The following is a 20,902-nucleotide window of genomic DNA, read 5'->3' as shown; positions in this document are numbered from 1 at the left end:
TTGGTTCTCAGCTTAGTAGAGAGAGTTGAAGTGATTCTGTGTGAAGTTGTGGACCGGCCCCGTCGACAAGCTCAGGACGATTCCCCGGCGGGCGAGGGGCCGGAAATCGAGCTACTCGCCCTTGTTCTTCTGGACGATCTCGTCGGCCACCGCGCGCGGTACCTCGGCGTAGCTGTCGAACTCCATGGAGTAGACGGCACGACCGGAAGTCTTCGAGCGCAGGTCACCGATGTAGCCGAACATCTCGGACAGCGGGACGTTCGCCCGCACGACCTTGACGCCCGCGGCATCCTCCATCGACTGGATCTGTCCACGGCGGCTGTTGAGGTCACCGATGACGTCGCCCATGTACTCCTCGGGAGTACGCACCTCGACCGACATGATCGGTTCGAGGATGACGGGGTTCGCCTTGCGAACGGCCTCCTTGAAGCCCATCGAGCCGGCGATCTTGAACGCCATCTCCGACGAGTCGACATCGTGTGACGCACCATCGAGCAGGCTCGCCTTGACACCCACCATGGGGTAGCCGGCGAGAACGCCGACGTTCATGGCGTCCTGGAAGCCCTGGTCGACCGGCGCGATGTACTCACGCGGGATGCGTCCACCCGAGACCTTGTTCACGAACTCGTACGTCGTCTCGGCCGTGACCTCGAGCGGCTCGATCGCGAACTGGATCTTGGCGAACTGACCCGAACCACCGGTCTGCTTCTTGTGCGTGTAATCGTGACGCTCGACGGCCTTCTTGATCGTCTCGCGGTACGCGACCTGCGGCTTTCCGACGTTCGCCTCGACCTTGAACTCGCGCTTCATGCGGTCGACGAGGATGTCGAGGTGGAGCTCGCCCATGCCCTTGATGACCGTCTGGCCCGTCTCGGCGTTCTGCTCGACGCGGAACGTCGGGTCCTCTTCGGCGAGCTTCTGGATCGCGGTGCCCAGCTTCTCCTGGTCAGCCTTGGTCTTCGGCTCGATCGCGACCTCGATGACCGGCTCGGGGAACGTCATCGACTCGAGCACGACCTGGTGCTGCGAATCCGACAGCGTGTCGCCCGTCGTGGTGTCCTTGAGGCCGATGACGGCGTAGATGTGACCCGCGGTGACCGAGTCGACCGGCATCTCCTTGTTGGCGTGCATCTGGAAGATCTTCCCGATGCGCTCCTTCTTGCCCTTCGTGGCGTTGACCACCTGGGCACCCGAGTCGAGGTGACCCGAGTAGACGCGGATGTAGGTCAGGCGACCGAAGAACGGGTGCGTCACGATCTTGAACGCCAGGGCCGCGAACGGCTCCTCGCTGTCGGCGTGACGCTCGATGATCTTCTCTTCGTCCTTCGGGTCGCGCGCCTCGATGGCGGGGACGTCGAGGGGCGAGGGCAGGTAGTCCACGACCGCGTCGAGCATCGGCTGCACACCGCGGTTCTTGAACGCCGAGCCGCAGAGCACGGGGTAGACCTCGGAGGCGATCGTCATCTTGCGGATGGCGCCCTTGACCTCGTCGACCGTGAGCTCCTCACCACCGAAGTACTTCTCCAGAAGAACCTCGTCGGACTCGGCGACGGTCTCGAGCAGCTTCTCGCGGTACTCCGCGGCCTTGTCTGCGAGGTCGGCCGGGATCTCCTGGATCTCGTACTTGGCACCCATGGTCACGTCACCCTTGGCATCGCCGGGCCAGACCAGGGCGCGCATGTAGACGAGGTCGATGACGCCCACGAAGTCGTTCTCGGCACCGATTGGCAGCTGGATGACGAGGGGCTTCGCCTTCAGACGGTTGATGATCGTGTCGACCGTGAAGTAGAAGTCCGCGCCCAGCTTGTCCATCTTGTTGACGAAGCAGATGCGGGGAACGTCGTACTTGTCGGCCTGACGCCACACCGTCTCGGACTGGGGCTCGACGCCCTCCTTGCCGTCGAAGACGGCGACGGCACCGTCGAGCACGCGGAGCGAACGCTCCACCTCGACCGTGAAGTCGACGTGCCCGGGGGTGTCGATGATGTTGATCTGGTTCTTCTCCCAGAAGCACGTCACGGCAGCGGAGGTGATCGTGATGCCACGCTCTTGCTCCTGCTCCATCCAGTCGGTCGTCGCGGCGCCGTCGTGCGTCTCGCCGATCTTGTGGTTGACGCCCGTGTAGAACAGGATGCGCTCGGTGGTCGTCGTCTTGCCGGCATCGATGTGGGCCATGATGCCGATGTTGCGGACCTTCGTGAGGTCGGTGAGCACGTCTTGTGCCACGGGGTGTCCTTACTTCTCGACTCGGTCGATCGGGCTGCTTGTCGCTCGGCCGAGCGACCAGGTGCTGGGGGCGGACCCTTCGGCAGGTCCGGGGAACCATTCGGCTATCGCCGCGCTCCCCGGACCTGCCGGCGGGTTACCAGCGGTAGTGCGCGAAGGCGCGGTTCGACTCGGCCATCTTGTGGGTGTCTTCGCGGCGCTTGACCGCGGCACCCAGGCCGTTCGAGGCGTCCAGGATTTCGTTCTGCAGACGCTCGGTCATCGTCTTCTCACGACGACCCTTCGCGTAGCTCACGAGCCAGCGCAGCGCCAGGGTGTTGGCGCGGTGCGGCTTGACCTCGACCGGGACCTGGTAGGTCGAGCCACCGACGCGGCGGCTGCGGACCTCGAGGGTCGGACGGACGTTGTCGAGCGCCTTCTTGAGCGTCGCGACGGCGTCCTGGCTGTTCTTCGCCTCGACGCCCGCGAGGGCGTTGTAGACGATCGACTCAGCGAGGGACTTCTTGCCGTCGACGAGGATCTTGTTCACGAGCTGCGTGACGATCGGAGCGCCGTATACCGGGTCGTTGACGACGGGGCGCTTCGGGGCGGGGCCTTTACGAGGCATGGTGCTTAACCCTTCTTCGCGCCGTAGCGGCTACGAGCCTGCTTACGGTTCTTGACGGCCTGCGTGTCGAGAGCGCCACGCACGATCTTGTAACGCACGCCGGGGAGGTCCTTCACACGACCGCCTCGCACGAGCACCATCGAGTGCTCCTGCAGGTTGTGTCCCTCGCCGGGGATGTACGCCGTGACCTCGGTGCCGTTCGACAGCTTCACACGGGCGACCTTGCGCATCGCCGAGTTGGGCTTCTTGGGGGTGGTCGTGTACACGCGCGTGCAGACGCCGCGCTGCTGCGGGTTCGCCTTCAGGGCGGGAGCCTTGGTCTTAACGACCTTCGGCGTCCGTCCCTTGCGAACCAACTGCTGAATAGTTGGCACTTCTTCTCCTTGATGGTGCTGCACGGTGACAGCGAGCGTGTTCTCTGCCCGACGCGATCCGGAGATCTTGTCGGGTTCACGTCGACCCTCCGACGCGCCAGATGACTGCCGCGTGTGGTGGGGGTATGCCGTGGGGGTGACCTGTTCGCAGGCCCTTCCCTGAGATGTGGCGTCTGCGACCTGTGTTGGGCCGAGAGCACGTCGCGGATGAACCGCTCCGCACCCGAGGCACGTCACATGGCGCGCGCGAGCGCACACCCATCCATGATACGCCGGGGTTCGGCACGGGGTCAAACGAGTGCCGTCGGCCCTCAGACGCCGACAGCGAACACCAGCGCGATGAGCGCGCCCGCGAGCACCACGACCAGGGCGACGATGGCGACGACGACCGCGACGAGTCGGCGACGCGCGCGGGCACGGACGGCGCGACGGATGCCCGAGGCATCCGGAAGCGGATGCTCCACCCGTGGGAGCGGCACACGGGAGTCGCCCCCGCCTCGGTGTGTCGGCGGCGGCTGCGTCCTGCGCGAGCCGCGCACCGGCGCCGCGACGCGGCTCGGGTAAGCCGCGACAGCCCCCGTGCTCGTCTCCTGGAGACCAGGGGACGACGACTCGCCCAGCGGGCGAGACCCTGCAGCGCCGCGGTCGCGCGATACGCGACGCACGACGACGGTGTCGTTCGCCTGGTCCCCTTCCACGAGCGCTGCCGCCTCGGGCGAGGACGGAATGCGGGGTCGACGCACGGTCGTGTCGCCGATCGAACCGTCCGGACCACCGTCGGCGCCCGGCACGGGGGTGCCGGTCACTCGCCCTCCCGCCGCAGCCCGAACTCCGCATCACCGAGCAGGAAGCGCGGGGTGAGTCGCTCGGGGCAACCCGCCGGGGCATCCTTCTCGGCGCCGTCCTCACCGATCAGAATCACCCCGTTGGTCGAGTCGAGATCGACGATCGTCCACCCGTCTGCGGTCAGCTCCATGCGCGCGTGGGTCTTCGACACCGTGCGCGTCTCATCCGGGATCGCAACGAGCTGAGCATCACCGTAGTCGGGCTCGCGATGGGGACGACGACCGATGATCACGACGTCGGCCGTCAGCGGGATCGGCGCACCGAGAGTGGGCACCAGCGTCCATACGGTGCGGCGACGCACGGCGACGATCGTCTCGTCGAACGATTCGTCGAGAGCCTCGTTGTCAGGAATCTCGGGACGCCTGTGCTGCGCCGACACCGAGGTTCGCGCCGAACGGGGTGCACCGGAGGTCGGCGCCCCCTGCACGGCCGACACCTCGGCCGAGGATTCGTAGGTCAGCTCCGACGAACCCAGGAACGGCTGGAATGCCGCGGGGCGCACCGCGGCGGACGCCGCGGGACCCCAGGGCTCGGTCGACGGCCGAGCCGAAACGGGCGGTTCGGCTTGGGGACGCGCACCCTCCGTGTCATCCATGTCTTCCGGTGTGAACGAGGGCCGGGAACCGGGAACACCGAGATCGTCGGCGGATGCGCCGTGAGTTCCCGGAGCGGAGCGCCGAGGGGGCGTCGCGTGCAGGAATGCGCGGGCGGGAACGCCGGATGGCTCGCCCGCGCCGTCCCCCGTCGCGAACGCGGCCGGGGTTTCCTGCATCGTCGAGCGGAAGGTCGGCACCGGCGGGAGCGTCGGCGCCTCGCGTGCGGAGTCGGCCGACCGCAGCGGCACCCCGCCGCGCCCCACCGGGACCGGCACGACCGATGGATACCCGTCGATGGTCGGAGGGGCGGGACGCGGTGGCAGTTCGGGACCACCTGCGGGACCGTGGGCTCCGAAGACCGAGCCGAGCACCGCTCCGTCGGCAGGTGTCGCCGACGGCGTGCGGGGCGACGGATCGGGTGTGCCCCACCCGGCGTCAGCACCGACACTGCGGCGAGCGGGTGCGATCGCGGCCGAACCGGGCAGCCACCGCGCGGATCCCCAGCCGACGATGCTGGCCCACACGGGGAAGAGCAAGGCGCCCAGGACCGTCATGCCCACGCCCAACCCGAACGACCGGTTGATGCGCTGGAGGGCGATGATCGCGACCACGAAGAACGCGAGCGTGCCGACGACGGGGACGAACGCGAGCAGCACGAGCCAGGGCGAGAGCCCTCCGAGACGAAGGAAGACGACCGTGTTCAGGATCGGAACCCAGGCCTGCCAGGGGTGCTCCCCAGCCTTGCGGAAGACGGCGGAGAGGCCGAGCGCGACCCAGAGGTACAGGACGAGTGCGACGACCAGCGAGGTCGTGATCAATTCCGTTGTGTTCATGATGGGCGCGAGCCGCCGTCGCGGCGCCGCGACCTCCTCTCCTGACGACGTGAAGCGCCCGATGGGGCACTCTTCGGCGAGATTTCCCGGGTGAACGATCTCAACGATACGGCCGCCATCAGACGGCGCCATGCGCTCTCTCGCTGAGAGAACACGCGACGCTCCTGTTCGACGATGCCCCAGAACTCGTCGGACTCCGCCGTCGTCACCGCGTCCTTCGCGAACACGGCCCGATCCGCTCGGTCCGCGAGCAGGATACCGCGGGGGGTGGCGAAGCCGGCCGCGGTCTCTTCTCGGGTCTGCGTGCGCGGCGCCGGCTGTCCGTGGTCGACCGCGGCATCGACGTATTCGTCCCAGCCCGCGACGATGCGGACGACCGGGTCTTCGCTCCGGCGACGGGCACGGCGGCGGAACGCCTTCGCTGCCGTGATCACGCCGAACGGGCCCAGGAGCAGGCCCGCGATCACGAGGGCGATGCCCGAGACCCGGACCACGGCCCACAGGCCGCTGAGGTCGGCGGCGGCCTCGTCGTCCGAATCGTTGGCGGCAGGAGCATCCTGCTGCACGGGATCCGGGGGCACGACCTCCTCCGCGTTCTCGGGACGCACTTCCGTCTCGTTCTGGGGGTCGCGCTGCAGGGTCAGGTCGGTCTGGGGTGCCACGGCGCTCTGGGGCGTGACGTCGATGGGCACCCAGTCGCCCGTGGCCGACTGCACTTCCGTCCAGGCGACGATGTCGCCGCCTCGGCACGCGCCCCTGTCGCAGGTGCGCAGCCCGTCGTCGGATGTGAGCCGTGCACCGACGACCACGCGCGCGGGAAACCCGAGCTCGCGGGCCATCAGCGCCACCGCGACCGAGAACTGCTCGTCGTCACCGATCGCCGCGACGAGCGGCAGTTCGGCGCCGCCCACCTCCGCCTCTCGATCCAGGAGCGCACGGAAGAGGGAGTCGATACGGGCGAGCGAATGCCCGGACGCACTCGACTCGAAGACGTAGCCGGGCATCTCCGACAACCACGTCGGCGGCGCCTCGAGGTCGACCGAGACGGCGTGCGAGAGATAGCCTCGCCCGCGCAGCAGGTCGACGAGACCGGCGAGCGCGGCGCCGCCCTGTCCCTCGACGTGTTCGTCGACCCAGCGGCGCAGCGATTCGGGCGCCTCGACCTGATCGGCGGGGACGCCGGGCGCATCGATCCGGCTCAACTCCGCGCCCGAGGGCATGACGGCCGTGACGGTGTAGGCATCGCCGGCCCGGACCCCTCCGTCGGCCACCTGGATGCCGCCCCAGGCGTCGCCGCTGTAGTAGAACGAGTCGGCGAGGGCGCTCGCCCGCGCGCCCTCGAAAGCGATGGACTGCACCCGTCCGAGCGTCGGCAGCCAGATGCCCGTGAGTTGACCGATCCGGATGTCCGCGGTCACCGTCGCGCCCGCGCCCGCGTCGAGGCGCGCGGGCACCCGCAGGTAGCGCCCGGCGTCGACGTTCCCGCGCGGATCGACGGCGCGGTAGGTCTCGCCGTCGTAGTGCGAAAGCGTCGCCAACCGAACGCGGTCGGCGGCGCCGTCGGTCCTCTCGACTCGGAACAACACCGATCCGGAGCGCGGTTCGCTGAAGTTCCCGCGGTATTGGGTGAGGGGGCTGATGGCGGTACTCAGCGCCGTATCGGGTCCGACGCCCGAGCGCAGCACCGTCCGCTCCGCGCCCTCAGCGACGGCCGGCACGAGCACGGCCGCCACCGCAACGGACACGGCGATCATTCCGGCGCCGAGCACCATCCGCCGGGCGTCCGACCCGCCGCGAGAGCGCGAGAGGCGCACCCCGCTCGCGGATGCCGCGCGGCGGAGTGCACGCGAGCGCTCTTCGTACGTCTGCCAGGCGAGCCAGACGAGGCTCACCACCAGACTGAGCGCGCCGACGGCCGTTTCGACGGGCGCGGGGAACGCGAGTCCCCCGAGAACGAGCGGGGCGCTCACGCTCGGGCTGCCGAACAGCAGCCCGAAGGCCACCATCGCCAGCCCCACCGGGACCGCGAGCGCCGCGGTCGGTGGACGACGCCACGCGAGAAGCAGCGCGGCCGTGATCCCGAAGAGGAACACGATCAGCGCCGGAACGAGCAGGTTTCGATAGGCGCCCGCCGGCAGCTCGACCGTCAGCAGGTCTTTCCAGGCGGTGATGCTCCCCCACAGCACTTCACCGAGGCCCGCGATGGCCTCGGGCAGGGAGGTCATCCTCGAGGGCACGGCGACCGGGACTCCGAGCACCATCAAGCTGCCGAACGCGATCAGCGCGGTGAGCCAGGCCGGCCAGCGGAGCGCTCGCGCCGTAGCGGCGATCGCTGTGCCCGCGACGACTGCGGCCAGGACGAGGATGAGGAACGACAGCGAACGGTAGATCGGCCACGCGGCGACGGCGGCGAGGACCGTGATCGTGGCGACATAGAGGCTGCCCGCCGCGATCCGCGCGCCCGCCTTCCGCTCGATCACGCGCTCTCTCATGCGCCGGCTCCGCGCAGCATCAGGCTCGCGAGGTCGTCGAGCACCCCGATCGTGAGCACCGTGAATCCACCGATGCCCTGCATCCGTGGATGGGCGCGCTCGTCGCACACGACGGCGATCACGGCCGTGTCCGCGGGGAAGGCGAGGGCCGCACGACGCAGGGTCGCGGTCGTCACGCGCGAACCGCACACGATCACGGCGATCGAGAGGTCGTTCTTCGTCTCGGCTGTCAGGCGACAGATGCCCTCCAGCGGCATCGTGTGCTCGAGGACTTCGACGGTGCAGAACCCGTCCAGGAGGGCGCGCGGCGAGGCCGCCGAGATGCCACGGATGGCGCGTAGCCGACCGCGCACGACGCGCGGAATCTCGGCGCCCGTGACCACGTCCAGGTCCCGGCCGTCGCGCACCGCCTGGACGCCGAGCGATGCAGCGGCGCCGACGGCGAGCTCGAACTCGTCCGCGTCGGCGAACTCCTTCTCGGAGAGTCCGAGCACCACCGCCATCCGCGACCGTCGCGACTCCTCGAACTGGCGCACCATGAGCTGGCCGGTCTTCGCCGTGGACTTCCAGTGGATCTGTCGCCGTGCGTCACCCGGCGCATACTCACGGATGGCGTGAAACGACATGTCGGCATCGACGAGACGACGGGTCGGCTGGCCCTCGAGATCGCGCACCAGCCCAGCACTCGTCGAGGGCACCGCGACCGTTCTCGGGTGGACGTACACGCGGCGCACATCGTCCCAGGCCCGTTCCCGGCGGAGGAGCCCGACGGGATCCGTGCGGACCGCAGTGGGCGGGCCGACCGTGATGATCCCGCGCCGGACGGCGGGAATCGTGAGGGGTTGTGCGACGAAATGCCCGGCGCGCATGAGGGGAACACCCAGCTCGACCAGTCCATCGCCGACGGGAAGATCGAGCAGTCCGGGCAGCGCTGTCGAGCGCCCACGGTTGCGGATCACGATCTCGCCCGTCAACTCTCCGCCCACCACCACGCGCTCGTGGGCGAGGCGCACCACGACGTCGTACGCGCGCGCGCCGAAGAGGAACGGAACGCAGAGCGCGAGCATGACGAGGGACGCGGCGCCGGCGACGATCCATTCGACCCATCCGAAAGCGACTCCGATACCGAGGCCGAGCGTCGCGGCGGCCAGCGCGAGCCATCCGGCCGGCATGATCGCCCCTCCCGCGCGCTCGACGACATCACGGACGCCCTCGCCGACGGCACGACCCGCTTCCACGGCCCAGACGCCGGCGCGCGCGCCTCGCGCACCGCGCGCGGTCGTCGTGACGCGGGTGCGCGCGGCAGACCCGGACGACGACGAGGTCCGGGTGAGAGGTGAGTCGGTGCGTGCGGTCATCCGGGCTCGCGTTGGGTCGGCGGGGCGACGTCGAGCAGAACCTGACCGATGACCGACTCGGGGCTGACACCGTCGAATTCGGCCTCGGGGTGCAGGATGAGGCGGTGCGACAGCACGGCGACCGCGAGCGACTTCACGTCGTCGGGAGTCACGTAGGTCCGGCCGCGTGATGCCGCGCGTGTCTTGCTGACGTGCGTCAACCCGAGCGCACCGCGGATGCTGACGCCCAGGCGAACCTGGTCCGCGGAGCGGGTCGCGTCGACGAGGCGAGCGATGTAGTCGAGGACGAGCGCGTCGATGTAGACGTCTTTCGCGATGTCCGCCATCCCGATGAGCGCCTGCGGAGCGACGATCGCCGTCAGCTCGGAGGTCGGAACCGCGGCTCCGCTCAGGATCCGGACGGTCGAAGCGTGGTCGGGGTATCCGAGCGAGGTCTTCAGCAGGAATCGATCCAGCTGCGCCTCGGGAAGACGGTACGTGCCGGCCTGCTCGACCGGGTTCTGCGTGGCGATCACGAGGAAGGGGTCACCGACGGGGCGACTGATGCCGTCGATCGTGACGCTCCCCTCTTCCATGACCTCCAGCAGGGCCGACTGGGTCTTCGGGCTCGCGCGGTTGATCTCGTCGGCGAGAACGATGTTGGCGAAAACGGGGCCTGCGTGGAATTCGAAGGCGCCCGTCTTCTGGTCGTAGACCGTGATGCCGGTGATGTCGCCGGGAAGCAGGTCCGGGGTGAACTGGATGCGCGTGTTGGTGCCCTGCACCGACTGGCCGAGCGCGCGTGCGAGAGACGTCTTGCCGGTGCCCGGGACATCCTCGAGCAGCACGTGCCCGTCGCTGATCATCGCCGTCAGCACGAGCTCGACGACATGGCGCTTGCCGAGCACGGCGCGCTCGACGTTGTCGGCGAGGTGCGAGAACGTCTCCGCGAACCACGTGGCCTGCTCCTGCGTCACGCTCATGAGAACGACTCTTCCTTCGGGGATCGGGATTCGATGATCATGGTGCGGGCGGCACCGGATTGTTCGGGGTACAGGCACCGCCGACGGTGCCCGATGCCGGCTCGAGGCCCCAGCCCTGCGCGTCCCAGGAGGCGGTCACGCCGATGCCTTGGACCGAGACCGCGCCGATCGGCACGATCCCGAGGGCCGGGTCGAACGCGAGGGTGTTGCCCGCCTCATCCGTGAAGACGGCGGACCTGATGTCGGACGAGAACTCCGCGCGTCCCCCGGTCGACGAAGCCGTGAGCTGCAGCTGCTCGCCGCCGACGCAGGACGCGACCTGCCAGGCGACCTGCACCTGGAAGGGCGCGCTTCCGGGCGCGGGCGTGACCGCAGCCCACTCGCTCGACGTGCCCCACTGGGTGTGCGTGTAGCGGACGCGGATGCCGGGGTCGACATCGAAGACCGGGTTCGGTGGCGCGCCCTCGAACTGGGGCACGTTCAGGGTCGGGGCCTCCTCGCTCGAGGACGGAAGGTCGCGGATGACCCACCGGGCGCCGTTCGTCCCGACATCCGGTGTCGGCGAAACGACGAACGTGAAGCCCTGCGGCGGCGCGGCGCTCTGCACGGCGCGCACCGACTGCTGGATGGTAGCCGACCCGAAGGTGCTGCCGGAGTATCGCGACACCGCACACGCGGTGAACGCGTACTCGAGGCCGTCGGGAACCGTGAAGACGGCCGAGCCGTCCGCACTCGTCGGCGAGCAGGTCTGGTCCGCGCGCGAGACGCCGAATCGCAGAGTCGATTCGTCGCCGCCCGATCCGGCGGTGGCCTCGGCGCGGATCGTGGAGGTGCCGTTACCGTCCGACGTCGACGAGAGGGTCAGGGCGATCCCCGTGGGCGCGCCGATCCCGTTCGCCTGGATCATGACGGCCGCGCCCGAGGTGCTGCCCGCGAGTCCGGGAGGGAGCGGGAACCGGGACTGGGGGGTGATGACGACCGTCGTGGACGTGTTCGACCCCACCCGGAACGACGGAACGCTCACGGTGTCGCGACCGCTCGGCACGTCGACGACCACGGTCTCGCCCGCCGCGCTGACGATCTGCACCGAACCGGTCTTCGCCTGGTCGATCCCCTCGATCGTGAGGCTGATCAGGCCGCCCTCGCCGCCGGTGACGATCGGAGCCCACGAGACCGACCCCGGAGCCGCGGGCGTGTCGTATGCCCACGCGACCGTGCTGACGCCCCTGCGCGACTCGCCGATGCCGTTGACCGCGACGACCTCGTACGTGCGCTCGACGCCGTTCGGCGCGGGGATGCTCGGGCACACCCCGTCGACCGAGCACGTCGCGACGATCGACCCGGAACCGGATCCGGATGCCGAGGATCGGACCACGAACTCGGTCAGCGCCGGGTATGCCTGGCTGGCGGCGCCCGGGTCGACCCGGAGGGTGACGGATCCATCGGCATAGGCGACCTGTCGCACGCTCGTCGGCGACTGCGGGAAGCCCTGCAGATCGAGCAAGAGCGCACCGTCGCGGCCACCGCCGGTCGTCCGGCCCTGCGCGTCGCGCAGCGTGAAAGTGGCCGTGCACGTCGCCCCGGGGGCATCGTCCGTCCATTCCGCGAGCACGCTGCTCGTCGATGCCACCGCGAACGTCACGCCCACGCAGGCACCCGTGGCCGCGACGCCGACGACCTCGAGCGGGGTCCGCGGCAGGGGGTTGACCTCTCCCGCGGCGCCGACGACGGGGATGACGCACGATGACGCCCCCGCCTGCGAACAGGTTTGCGTGAGCGTCCCGCCGATGGGCAGTGTCGACGGCGTCGCTCCGACCTTCAACATCAGTCGCACCGGCTCGACGCCCGTGTGGCTCGTGATCGAGACGGTGACGGCCTCCTGCGTCCCCGGAACGGCGCTGTCCGCACCCGTGATCGTCAGTCGCCCGTCTTCCGCATCGACGACGAACGACGAACCGCGGTAATCGATCGCGTACGCGATGCGATCCCACTCGTCGCGGCCCTGCCAGCTGGTCAAGGTGCGCAGATCGAAGTCCGCGCTGGCCCCCGGCGCGATCGTCAGGGCACCACCGCGCAACTGCGGCTGGGGCGCGACGGCGAGCACCCGGATCGGGATCGCCAGGACGGTCCACTCCTGAGTGCCGGCCAGGCGAACGGGAACGTAGCAGGCGTCCGCCCACGGCGCCGCCAGTCCCGCGACGTAGCGGACGGTCGTGCCCGATTCGAGTTCGCATGAGCCCTGCGGTCGCGCACCGGAGGCCGCGACGTCCGGTGACACCTGCAGTCGCGTGCCGTTCGGCACGGGCACGAGTCCGGCCACATCGAACGTCTTCGAGCGCCCCTCGGTCACCTCTTGCGCACCAGCCTCGCTGCGCAGCGCGAGCTTCACTTCGCGCTCACCGGGGATCCTGAGGAAGCCGTACGTGGTGACCGGTCCGGAAGCCCCCTCACCGGTGAGCTCGAACGCGATGATCCGACTCGTCAACGGCAGGGGCCCCGAGATCGTGGAGCCGTCGACCTCGAGATCGGTCGGCGCCCCCCAGAGGCTGAGGGTGAGATCCCCGACATCGCCACCCGTCCAGCGCACCTTGCCGGAGACGACGTCGACGCCCCGCACGAACCCATCCCGCGTCTCCGCGGTCAGGACGGTGTCGATGACGACCGGGTAATCGGGTACGGCCTCGCGCACGATCCGGACGACCACCAGGCCGCGTGCGGTGTTGCCCGAGTCGCTCTCGACGTCGTAGAGGAACGACATCGTCCCGGGCTCGGTACCGGCCGTCACGGCGATCGTGGAGTCGTCGATGGGCCGGACGAGGCCCGCGAGCCGTTCGTACTCCTCGCTCGCCGATCCGTCCTCGAGCGTGGGCGGCAGGTCCGGTTGCACGTCGGTCAGGCGAAGCGTGCCACCCGTGGGATCGATGTCGTTCGCGAGGGGACTCACGTTGATCGCGTTCGCCGAGCCCGCCTGCACCTGGACGTAGTCGGTGAACGTCACCGGGCCGGGGTCGGACTGGCCATCCAGAACTCCGATGCGCACGGTTCCGATGCCCGTCGCACCCGCGGCGTCCACGACGCGGTAGAGGAACGAGACCTGCCCACGGAAGCCGGCGACGCTCGAGTAGACGATGGATGCGCCGTCGGCGGAGATGGATGCGGCCCCGGATTCGGGCTGGGTGAGGACGGTATCGAGTGCCACCGCGTCGCCGTCGGGGTCGATACCGAAGGGATCGAACGCGACGGTCGTCGTCTGACCGCTGGGCACGCGACCCTCGAGCGTCTCGGGGAGCGGATCACGGTTCGCGTCGTCCGACTGAACGAGGATCCGTACCTCGGCGGTATCGGCCAGGGCGGGCGCGCCCGTCGCGAACACGCCGTATTGCACAACGTATTCGCCGGGGGTCTCGGGCGCGAGGTAGCGCAGCACACCGCCCGAGGCGAAGGCGAGACCCTCGGACGTGGACGACAGCACCGTTGCGGGATTCAGCGTCAGACCCGATCCGGACGGCGCGACGTCATTCGCGAGCACCGGGATGTCGACCTGTGTGCCTTGACGGACGACGACCGAGTCGCCGACGGCGATGGGTGCCAGCTCGGGAGCCGGCGGCAAGAGGTATACCGTCGCCTCGCCCAAGACGCGGGCGCCGACATCCGCCGTTCCATCGCTCACGACGTACGACACGGTACCGAGACGGCCGGGATCGCCCGTGGCGGTCGTCCCCGAGACCCGCAGCGAGCTCTGCCCGACGACATCGACGCTGAGCGAGGCGCCGGAATCGATGCGCGGGGCCGCGTCGCTCAGCAGCAGCACCCGGCGGGTGGGGTTCGAGACCGCCGCGAAAACGTCGACCGTCGCGTCCTCGCGCGGATGCACGAACGCAACGACCGGTGCCGTCGCGAGCTGCGCGGCCGCGTCGTCGGCGAGCAGGGTGATCCGGGCCGTACCCGTCGCCTCGCTCAGCCCGTCGCCCACCGAGAAGCTGACGCGGTAGATCCCCGGCTGTTCGGTCGTGAGATCGAAGGCCGTCCCGCCGGGCGTCGCCACCACGCTCGCGGGGGCATCGTCGAGGACGCGCACCGCGGTGAGTGTGAGTTGCCCCGCGGTTCCGGTGACGTGCGGCGACACATCGACCGTCAGGCCCGCGCCGACCGTGTCGACGACCGCGAACGATTGCACACGCAGGCGCGGTTGCGTCGAGACACGCACGGAGAGCGGCCTGGTGGACGTGGCGCCACGGGTATCGGCGACGGTGACCTGCAGATCGATCAGCTGGGCCGCACCGGAACCGTCGTCGGCATGCTGGTAGACCACCTCCCCCGACGGAGACGCCGTGACCACGCCGATGCCGGAGGGGTTCTCGACCGATAGCAGGAGCAACGGATCGCCGTCCGGGTCGACCCAGCCGGGCAACACCGGCACAGAAACCGTTCCGCCCCTCGCAACCTCTGGTGTCGGCCATTCGGCGAGGCATCCGACGCTCCCACACCATTCCGGAGCGGCATTGGATGGCTCGGGCGCGATCGTCAGGGCGACGGTCGTCGGCTCCGAGAAGAGTCCGCCGTCGCTGGCGCCGACGCTGGTGCCGTCGCTGACGCGATACGTGAGCGATCCCGAGCCACGCGCACCGTCCGCCACCCGGATCGCGAGCCGCTGGCCGCTGTCGATGACCGCAACCTCGCCGAAGGCGGGGTCGAGCCCCCCGACCGAGAGGGCGTCCACGCTCAGCACGTCTTCGTTGGGGTCGTGATCGTTCAACAGCACGGGCAGGACGACGAGGGCGCCCGCGCGCACGCCGAAGGCGTCGGGTTCGGCGACGGGCGGCTTCGGGTCGAGGACGACCGCCGCCTCTTCCTGCGCATCCTCCGTCGTCGGGTCGACACGATCATCGAGCGACCAGTCCTGGCTCGTCGGTACGAGCTCACCGTCGGGCAGGGTCCACACCCATCCCGAGCGCGTCTCGTTCAGAGCCACGACACCGCTGCCGACGAGGAAGGATGGGCGCCGCTGATCGTCGAGTTCGAGCCCGGCGTAGTCCAGCACCGACTGCCCTGCCGCGGAATTCCACAGGACTCCCCCGCCCGACGGCGCGAGCCACGCTGCATAGGTCGTGCCGTCGACGGTTACGGGTCGCGCGGGCGTCCCCAGCACCTCTTGCCCTGTTCCCACCTCGCGGAGGGCCGGCGAACCACTCACCTCCAGCCGCACCAATCGGGTCTCGTCCGCGACGTAGACCGCGTCCGCGGAGGTCGACGGTCGGCTCAGGACACGGCCGCTCAGGGTGTCCGTCTCGATCGGCTCGGCCGCGTCCCTCCGCCACGCGACACCGGTGTCGAGGTCGACGACGAACCACACGCCCGACGCCGCCGAGATCGCCGGTTCGGTGGCCTCGATCTCGAGTTCGTCCACGCCGCGGACCGTTCGAGAGCCGATGTCGTAGCGGAGCACCGAAGAATCGACCCGCGAGTAGCTGTACAGGATGCCGGCGTCATCGACCGCGATCGCGTCGGCCGCGTACTGCGGTCCCTCCTCCGACCCGTCGCCCGACGTCTCGTCCGGATCGACCTGGGTCGGAGCGGTGTCGGACAACCGACCGACCCACACCGCTCCCGTGTCGGTCCGGTACGCCACGAAGTCACCGGCGACAGAGACATCCGTCGTCCCCGCGGGGGTGGCGGGCGAATCGCGGAGCGCTTCGTCGTCGAGATCCAGGGGCGATGCCTCGTCGACGCGGGTCACCCTGCCGTAGCTCTCGGAGAAGAGGTAGGCACCCGATGCGCCCTGCGCCACCAATGTCGGATCCGCGACGGTCCGTACGGTGTCAAGCTCGCCGACGGCCGTGTTCACGCGCGCATATCGGCGACCGTCGCCCGTCTGGAGTGCCCACACCGACGTGTCGACCGACGGCGTCTCGCGCGCATCGAGCCCCGGCCAGACGATCGCTATGCCGACGACGGTCGCGAATGCCGTGGCCGCGGCGAGCCCGGCGATCAGGATCCGCCGACGCGGCATCAGAGGCCCCCCGACCCGAACAGCGCACCCAGCGCGCCGGCGATGGCGGCGACCGCCACCACGACGGCCGCTCCGACGATCCACGGCCACTTGCGAGGCGCGGACGGGACGCTGCCCGAGATGTCGGTGTCCTCGTCGCGCGCGAACGCCGCAACCCCCCGACGGGAGGGCGCCTTGCGCGTCGTCTCTTGCGGAACCCACGGGCGCGCGGGGCCGCGCAGACCGGCGTCGGCGAAGTCGACGGATGCCGTGGGCGCGGCCCACTCGTCCACGGCGACCTCGAGGGGGGTCTGCGGCATGCCGAGCTCGGACTGGACGGAGCGGAGCGCCTCGCCGAACGACAGTGCGCCCGGGTACCGACGGGCCGGATCGCGGTTCATCGCGGTCGCGAGCACGTCCTGCAACGACGCGGGTACGTCGGCGCGACCCAGCGGCGGGTAGCTCGCGTGGGCGATGCGTCGACGCAGCTGCTCCCGCGTGTTCTGTCCTTTTTCTCGCCGCTCGAAGGGACTGTGACCCGCGAGCAGCGAATAGACGGTCGCGCCCAGCCCCCACACCTCGCTGGCGACCGTTCCCGAGGTCTTCTCCGTGATCACCTCGGGGGCGCTCCAGGGCACACTCATGGCCAGGATCTCATCCGCCTGGTTGCGCGCCAGCGACGACGAGATTCCGAAGTCGGCCAGAACGGGGGCGCCGAAACTCGTCACCAGGATGTTGCTCGGCTTGACGTCGCGGTGGACGAGCCCCGCCCGGTGCGCGGTCTCGAGCGCGCTGGCCATCTTGACGCCGATCGAGAGCGCCTCGGCGACGGGGATCCGCTCCACGCGATAGCGCTGTGACAGCGAACCGGGGCAATACTCCATGACGATGTACGGACGACCCTCGGCCGAGACGCCCGCCTGATAGACCGTGACGATCGACGGATGCGCCGACAGGTGCGCCAGCACGTCCGCTTCCGCGTTGAACATGCGCAGCAGGTCGGCGTCGCTCACGTCGCTCGGCAGAACCTTGACGGCGACATTGCGACGCGGCATGTCCTGTTCGTACAGGAACACGTCGGCGAACCCACCCGAACCGAGCGGCCGAACGTACGTCAGACCCGGCAGGATGGGGGGCGCGGACGGCAGCCTTTTGGCCACGTGTTGTCCCCCAGACTGCATTCCGGACGGCAGTCCCGATAAGGATCCGCGCGCCGATGCCCTCGACCACCTCAGACGCTCACTGGCCCCCGCACTGAGAACGCCGCCCTTGCGACCGCGAGGGTTCCACACATGCTAACAAAGTGCAACCGTGAGCCGGCTGCCGATCCACAGTCCCTCAGGCGTCGGGGCCGGGCGCCGGGAACGGCGGGACGCCGGGGTCGAACGGGGCATCCAACGATTGCGACAATTCGGCCAACAGGGCATCGACCTGCGGCTCGACGTAGCGGGTGACGGCGGCCTGGATCCGCAGACGGTGGTGGAGCAGGATGGCGCACACCTCGCGGCCGATCAGGTTGGCGTAGTCGTCGGCCAACCCGACCTCCTGACGGAGGGCGGCCTTCGCCTCGTCGGTGAGGGCCGGGAGAGGAGGAACCTCGGCGTCGACCTCTTGCGCGAGACCCGCGATCGTGAAGAGGAACGGAGCACCCGCGACCGGATCGGGATCCATCGGCAGACCCTCGTACTCCGGCTCGAGACCGTCCGCGGGACGGTAGCTGCGCGCGCGGTTCCGCGCCGCCTGCTGGTCGAGCTCGGCCTGCAGCATCGGCAGGTTCAGCGACGTGTAGACGGCGACCGCCTGATCGACGATCGACTTGATGCGCGTCGAGAGGCCGTGCTGGACGGCGTGCGGCACGTCCGAGCCGAGGCCCGCCGCCGACAGCACGGGCGACCCGAAGCAACGGCGGCAGGGAGCGACCCTCCCCCGGTGGGTGGACGGTTCCCAACGCGGGAGCCAGCGCAGCCAGGCGTCGACCGCCCCGCTGACCCGCGTCTCCAGAGAACGCTCCACGTGACCAACGGTAGTACCGGGACGGCGCGACACGGCAGACATCCGTGGCTCGGCACGCTCGTGGCGCTGCCCGGGGTCGAACGAACGCTCGCGTTCAGCCGTCGCCGCGCTCACTCCATTCGTCTCGGGCTCACTCCTCGTCGTGTTCCGGACGCTCCCACGGCCACCGAGCACCGCCCGGGCCCGCACGCACCACCGCGAGGGCGATCGCCGCCGAGATGACGCCCGCGACGACGATCACGGGTGTCGGCCACGACACGGCAATGCCTCCCGCTACCCCGAGTGCCCGCAGCGGGTCGACGCCCGAGATGAGCGCGCCGAGCGCGACACCGACGACGTAGCCGACGGCCGCGGCGATCCCCGCGAGGAGCGCCATTCCGACACTCGCCCGCCGTGCGAGGGCGGGATAGGTCACCGCCGCGAACCCGAGGATCGCGAACACCGTGCCGAGGACCCCGGGCAGCTGGGTCATCCCGGGTTCGACGATGACCGCCGTATCCAGCACGAGGCCGACGATGCCGAGCCCGGAAATCAGGAGCGCGACGAAGCCGACGGCGGCGAATACCAGAATCATCAGTGAGCGCCGGCGATCGGCCGCGCTCACGTCAGCCATCTCGGCCCGTGTCTGAAATCGTCGTATCTGTGTCTAGCCCTGCGCGGCACGCGCGAGCGTCGGCCCCGCCTCGAGGGTGCGCTCGTACTCGCGCTGCGCCTCGAGGTTCAGCTCGCTCACCCGTCGACCGCGCGCGGCCACCCAGGCTCCGAACCAGATCGTGAGCTCACGGCCGATGACGAAGGCGGCGAACGCGAGCGGCGCAACCAGCTGCGCCTCGACGAGGTCGGCGCCCTCGCTCCGCGTGAGCTGCCAGAACGGCGCCTGGAAGAGCTGACCGACGAGGTGTGCGCCGTAGGCGACGAACCCGATGAGGAGGCCCCAGACGACCCAGTGGGCCCAGCGTCCTCGGTTGATGATCGCCCCGAGCAGCCAGAAGCCGATGAAGAAGACGGCCGTCGTGATCCACAGCCACCACGAGGTGAGCGCGGTGATCGCCGTGTCGGCGACCGTGTCGAGAGTGAGTGATCGGTCGATCAGGCCGAAGGCCAGGGCCGCAGCGAGATAGAGCACGGCGAAGCTGAGGGCGGCGAGCAGGCCGATCAGACCGGCGGCGGCGCGGTTGCCGCGCGGACGAGGCGGCTCGGGAGCCTGCACGAAGATCGGCTGGGGGCTCGGGAAGGCGACCGGGGCCACCGCGGCCGGGGCGACGTAAGCGTCGGCTGCCGGCTCGCTCGGCGTCACCGCGGCGGGGGCCGCATAAGCGGTGGTCGGGGCGTCGGAGCCGGACGCGTAGGCCGTCGTGGGCGCATCCGCGTCCGCTGCCTGTGTGACGGGGGCACCGGCCGCGGGCGCGGCGTCGCCGTCCGCGGGCGTCACATCGGCCGAGTCCGGCGTCGCCGCCGCGGCCTCGTACATTGCATAGTCGATGTCCTCGCCACGCGAGGTCGTCGGGGTGATGTCGCGCTGGGCCGCTTCGGCGTCTGCGAGGCCTTCGTGCGCGCGGCCCACGACGTCATCCACCGGCCGCGGGTCCTCGACGGGTGCGCCGGGCTCCTTGCTGGCGTCGCTCATGGGTATGCTCCTCACGCGGGGACGGTCATCCGCCCATTCTGTGCGGGGCACTCCCCGCGGGCCTCAGGCTACCCCGGTGTCGCGGCGACGTCGGTCAGCCATGCCGCCGTGTGTCGGATGGCCGCGCACGATGATACCGAGGCGCCCGGCTCACCCCCCGGTCGAGTTGGACGGCCAGACGCGCGCCTCGGCGTTCGCCTGGTCGAACGGGGGCCCGGGGAACGTGCGTACGACGGCAAGCCACCGACCGGTCCGCAGCACGTGCGTCTCGGCGGCGGATTGGTCGCCGGCCGGGAGGTCGCACCGGACCCCATCGGTGAGCGGGATGTCGGGGAGCGGCGTGCAGACGAACCCCGTCGCGGGGAGGACGTTCTGCGCGGTCTGGACGGCGGAGGGGTCGACATCGGCGACCGTGACGGTGGCTGCGCCCGAGGCATCCGTCCACGCGCATCCGATGGTGACCTGCGCGCCGAGCGCCTCCGGCAGCCCCGCAACCGATGACGGAGGGAACTCGATGGACTCGTCGAGGGAGGTCCCGTCCGCCGCCTTGAGCTGATCCCACAGCGCACGCGGATACAGATCACCGCACGCGGTCGGCGCACCCACCGCCTCGTTCTGCGCCGGAGGAGGAACGCTGACAGTGGGCGATGGTGACGGCTGTGCACTCGGCGGGGCGGCGCGGGGGTCGAGAGCGCTGTCGACGATCTGCCCGGTCCACGCGAGCACCACGGGTGCCATGGGGGCGGCAAGCCATACGAGACCCGCCACGACGGCGAGGCTCACGAGACCGACGAACCACGCGAAGACCGTGTTGCGTCCCCCGATCTTCGCCACCGTCGTCTCCCGTCGTGCCTGCCCCTCTTCCCCGGATGTTCCCCGCGCCCAGGCTAAGCCGGACTCGCCGTCACCGCCGGTCCGCAACGCGGTGCGCTCTGCGCAGACACGAAAAAGGGGGCCCGCTCGACGCGGACCCCCTTTT

At 69.9% G+C, this 20,902-nt stretch carries 14 protein-coding genes; all 14 read right to left on the bottom strand.

Annotation, left to right across the window (positions count from 1 at the left end; all coding sequences use genetic code 11):
• Window positions 1-111: 111 nt before the first annotated feature.
• The 14 genes from fusA to CGU35_RS01505 all read right to left on the bottom strand — a co-directional run bounded on the left by fusA (window position 112) and on the right by CGU35_RS01505 (window position 20,757).
• Window positions 112-2,226, bottom strand: coding sequence for an elongation factor G (gene fusA / locus CGU35_RS01570; RefSeq protein WP_100809898.1), 2,115 nt, complete (start codon window positions 2,224-2,226; stop codon window positions 112-114).
• 136 nt (window positions 2,227-2,362) lie between these two features.
• Window positions 2,363-2,833 (bottom strand): 30S ribosomal protein S7, encoded by a 471-nt coding sequence (rpsG, locus tag CGU35_RS01565; protein WP_100809897.1) that lies wholly within the window; start codon window positions 2,831-2,833, stop codon window positions 2,363-2,365.
• 5 nt (window positions 2,834-2,838) lie between these two features.
• A complete protein-coding gene (rpsL, locus tag CGU35_RS01560) occupies window positions 2,839-3,207 on the bottom strand; it encodes a 30S ribosomal protein S12 (protein ID WP_036299939.1) in 369 nt (122 codons plus the stop codon).
• Between the two features lie 311 nt (window positions 3,208-3,518).
• The gene (locus CGU35_RS01555) at window positions 3,519-4,013 is read right to left on the bottom strand and encodes a hypothetical protein (protein ID WP_100809896.1); all 495 of its coding nucleotides are present in this window, start codon (window positions 4,011-4,013) and stop codon (window positions 3,519-3,521) included.
• Complete coding sequence (locus tag CGU35_RS01550) at window positions 4,010-5,482, bottom strand: DUF5684 domain-containing protein (RefSeq protein ID WP_100809895.1); 1,473 nt, start codon at window positions 5,480-5,482, stop codon at window positions 4,010-4,012. Before CGU35_RS01550 ends, CGU35_RS01555 begins: the two co-directional genes overlap by 4 nt.
• A complete protein-coding gene (locus tag CGU35_RS01545) occupies window positions 5,479-7,974 on the bottom strand; it encodes a DUF3488 and transglutaminase-like domain-containing protein (RefSeq protein ID WP_100809894.1) in 2,496 nt (831 codons plus the stop codon). The genes CGU35_RS01550 and CGU35_RS01545 overlap by 4 nt, the downstream gene beginning before the upstream one ends.
• On the bottom strand, window positions 7,971-9,332 hold the full coding sequence (locus tag CGU35_RS01540) for a DUF58 domain-containing protein (RefSeq protein WP_100809893.1): 1,362 nt from the start codon (window positions 9,330-9,332) through the stop codon (window positions 7,971-7,973). Before CGU35_RS01540 ends, CGU35_RS01545 begins: the two co-directional genes overlap by 4 nt.
• Window positions 9,329-10,294: an AAA family ATPase gene (locus tag CGU35_RS01535; protein WP_100809892.1), complete on the bottom strand. Its 966-nt coding sequence runs from the start codon at window positions 10,292-10,294 to the stop codon at window positions 9,329-9,331. Before CGU35_RS01535 ends, CGU35_RS01540 begins: the two co-directional genes overlap by 4 nt.
• A gap of 37 nt (window positions 10,295-10,331) precedes the next feature.
• Window positions 10,332-16,304 (bottom strand): Ig-like domain-containing protein, encoded by a 5,973-nt coding sequence (locus tag CGU35_RS01530; protein ID WP_100809891.1) that lies wholly within the window; start codon window positions 16,302-16,304, stop codon window positions 10,332-10,334.
• Window positions 16,304-17,443: a serine/threonine-protein kinase gene (locus tag CGU35_RS01525; protein WP_198519490.1), complete on the bottom strand. Its 1,140-nt coding sequence runs from the start codon at window positions 17,441-17,443 to the stop codon at window positions 16,304-16,306. Before CGU35_RS01525 ends, CGU35_RS01530 begins: the two co-directional genes overlap by 1 nt.
• A 178-nt stretch (window positions 17,444-17,621) precedes the next feature.
• Entirely contained in the window at window positions 17,622-18,296 is a 675-nt protein-coding gene (locus CGU35_RS01520; RefSeq protein WP_100810078.1) for a spermidine/putrescine ABC transporter substrate-binding protein, read from the bottom strand.
• A gap of 130 nt (window positions 18,297-18,426) precedes the next feature.
• Window positions 18,427-18,909 carry a hypothetical protein gene (locus tag CGU35_RS01515; RefSeq protein WP_100809889.1) on the bottom strand — a complete coding sequence of 161 codons (483 nt, stop codon included), beginning with the start codon at window positions 18,907-18,909 and terminating at the stop codon, window positions 18,427-18,429.
• A gap of 33 nt (window positions 18,910-18,942) precedes the next feature.
• Entirely contained in the window at window positions 18,943-19,923 is a 981-nt protein-coding gene (locus CGU35_RS01510; protein WP_100809888.1) for an ABC transporter, read from the bottom strand.
• Between the two features lie 150 nt (window positions 19,924-20,073).
• Window positions 20,074-20,757: a hypothetical protein gene (locus tag CGU35_RS01505; protein ID WP_100809887.1), complete on the bottom strand. Its 684-nt coding sequence runs from the start codon at window positions 20,755-20,757 to the stop codon at window positions 20,074-20,076.
• Window positions 20,758-20,902: the final 145 nt, after the last annotated feature.

The organism is Microbacterium sp. BR1 (assembly GCF_002812725.1).
Lineage (GTDB): Bacteria > Actinomycetota > Actinomycetes > Actinomycetales > Microbacteriaceae > Microbacterium.
Note: the sequence above shows the minus strand (reverse complement) of the source record. Positions and strands in the feature narration are given on the sequence as shown.

Coding starts and splice junctions, on each gene's coding strand:
- rpsG (WP_100809897.1), bottom strand. CDS start 2,833: ATGCCTCGTAAAGGCCCCGCCCCGAAGCGCCCCGTCGTCAACGACCCG.
- CGU35_RS01545 (WP_100809894.1), bottom strand. CDS start 7,974: ATGAGAGAGCGCGTGATCGAGCGGAAGGCGGGCGCGCGGATCGCGGCG.
- CGU35_RS01510 (WP_100809888.1), bottom strand. CDS start 19,923: ATGAGCGACGCCAGCAAGGAGCCCGGCGCACCCGTCGAGGACCCGCGG.
- CGU35_RS01515 (WP_100809889.1), bottom strand. CDS start 18,909: ATGGCTGACGTGAGCGCGGCCGATCGCCGGCGCTCACTGATGATTCTG.
- CGU35_RS01550 (WP_100809895.1), bottom strand. CDS start 5,482: ATGAACACAACGGAATTGATCACGACCTCGCTGGTCGTCGCACTCGTC.
- CGU35_RS01530 (WP_100809891.1), bottom strand. CDS start 16,304: ATGCCGCGTCGGCGGATCCTGATCGCCGGGCTCGCCGCGGCCACGGCA.
- CGU35_RS01540 (WP_100809893.1), bottom strand. CDS start 9,332: ATGACCGCACGCACCGACTCACCTCTCACCCGGACCTCGTCGTCGTCC.
- CGU35_RS01535 (WP_100809892.1), bottom strand. CDS start 10,294: ATGAGCGTGACGCAGGAGCAGGCCACGTGGTTCGCGGAGACGTTCTCG.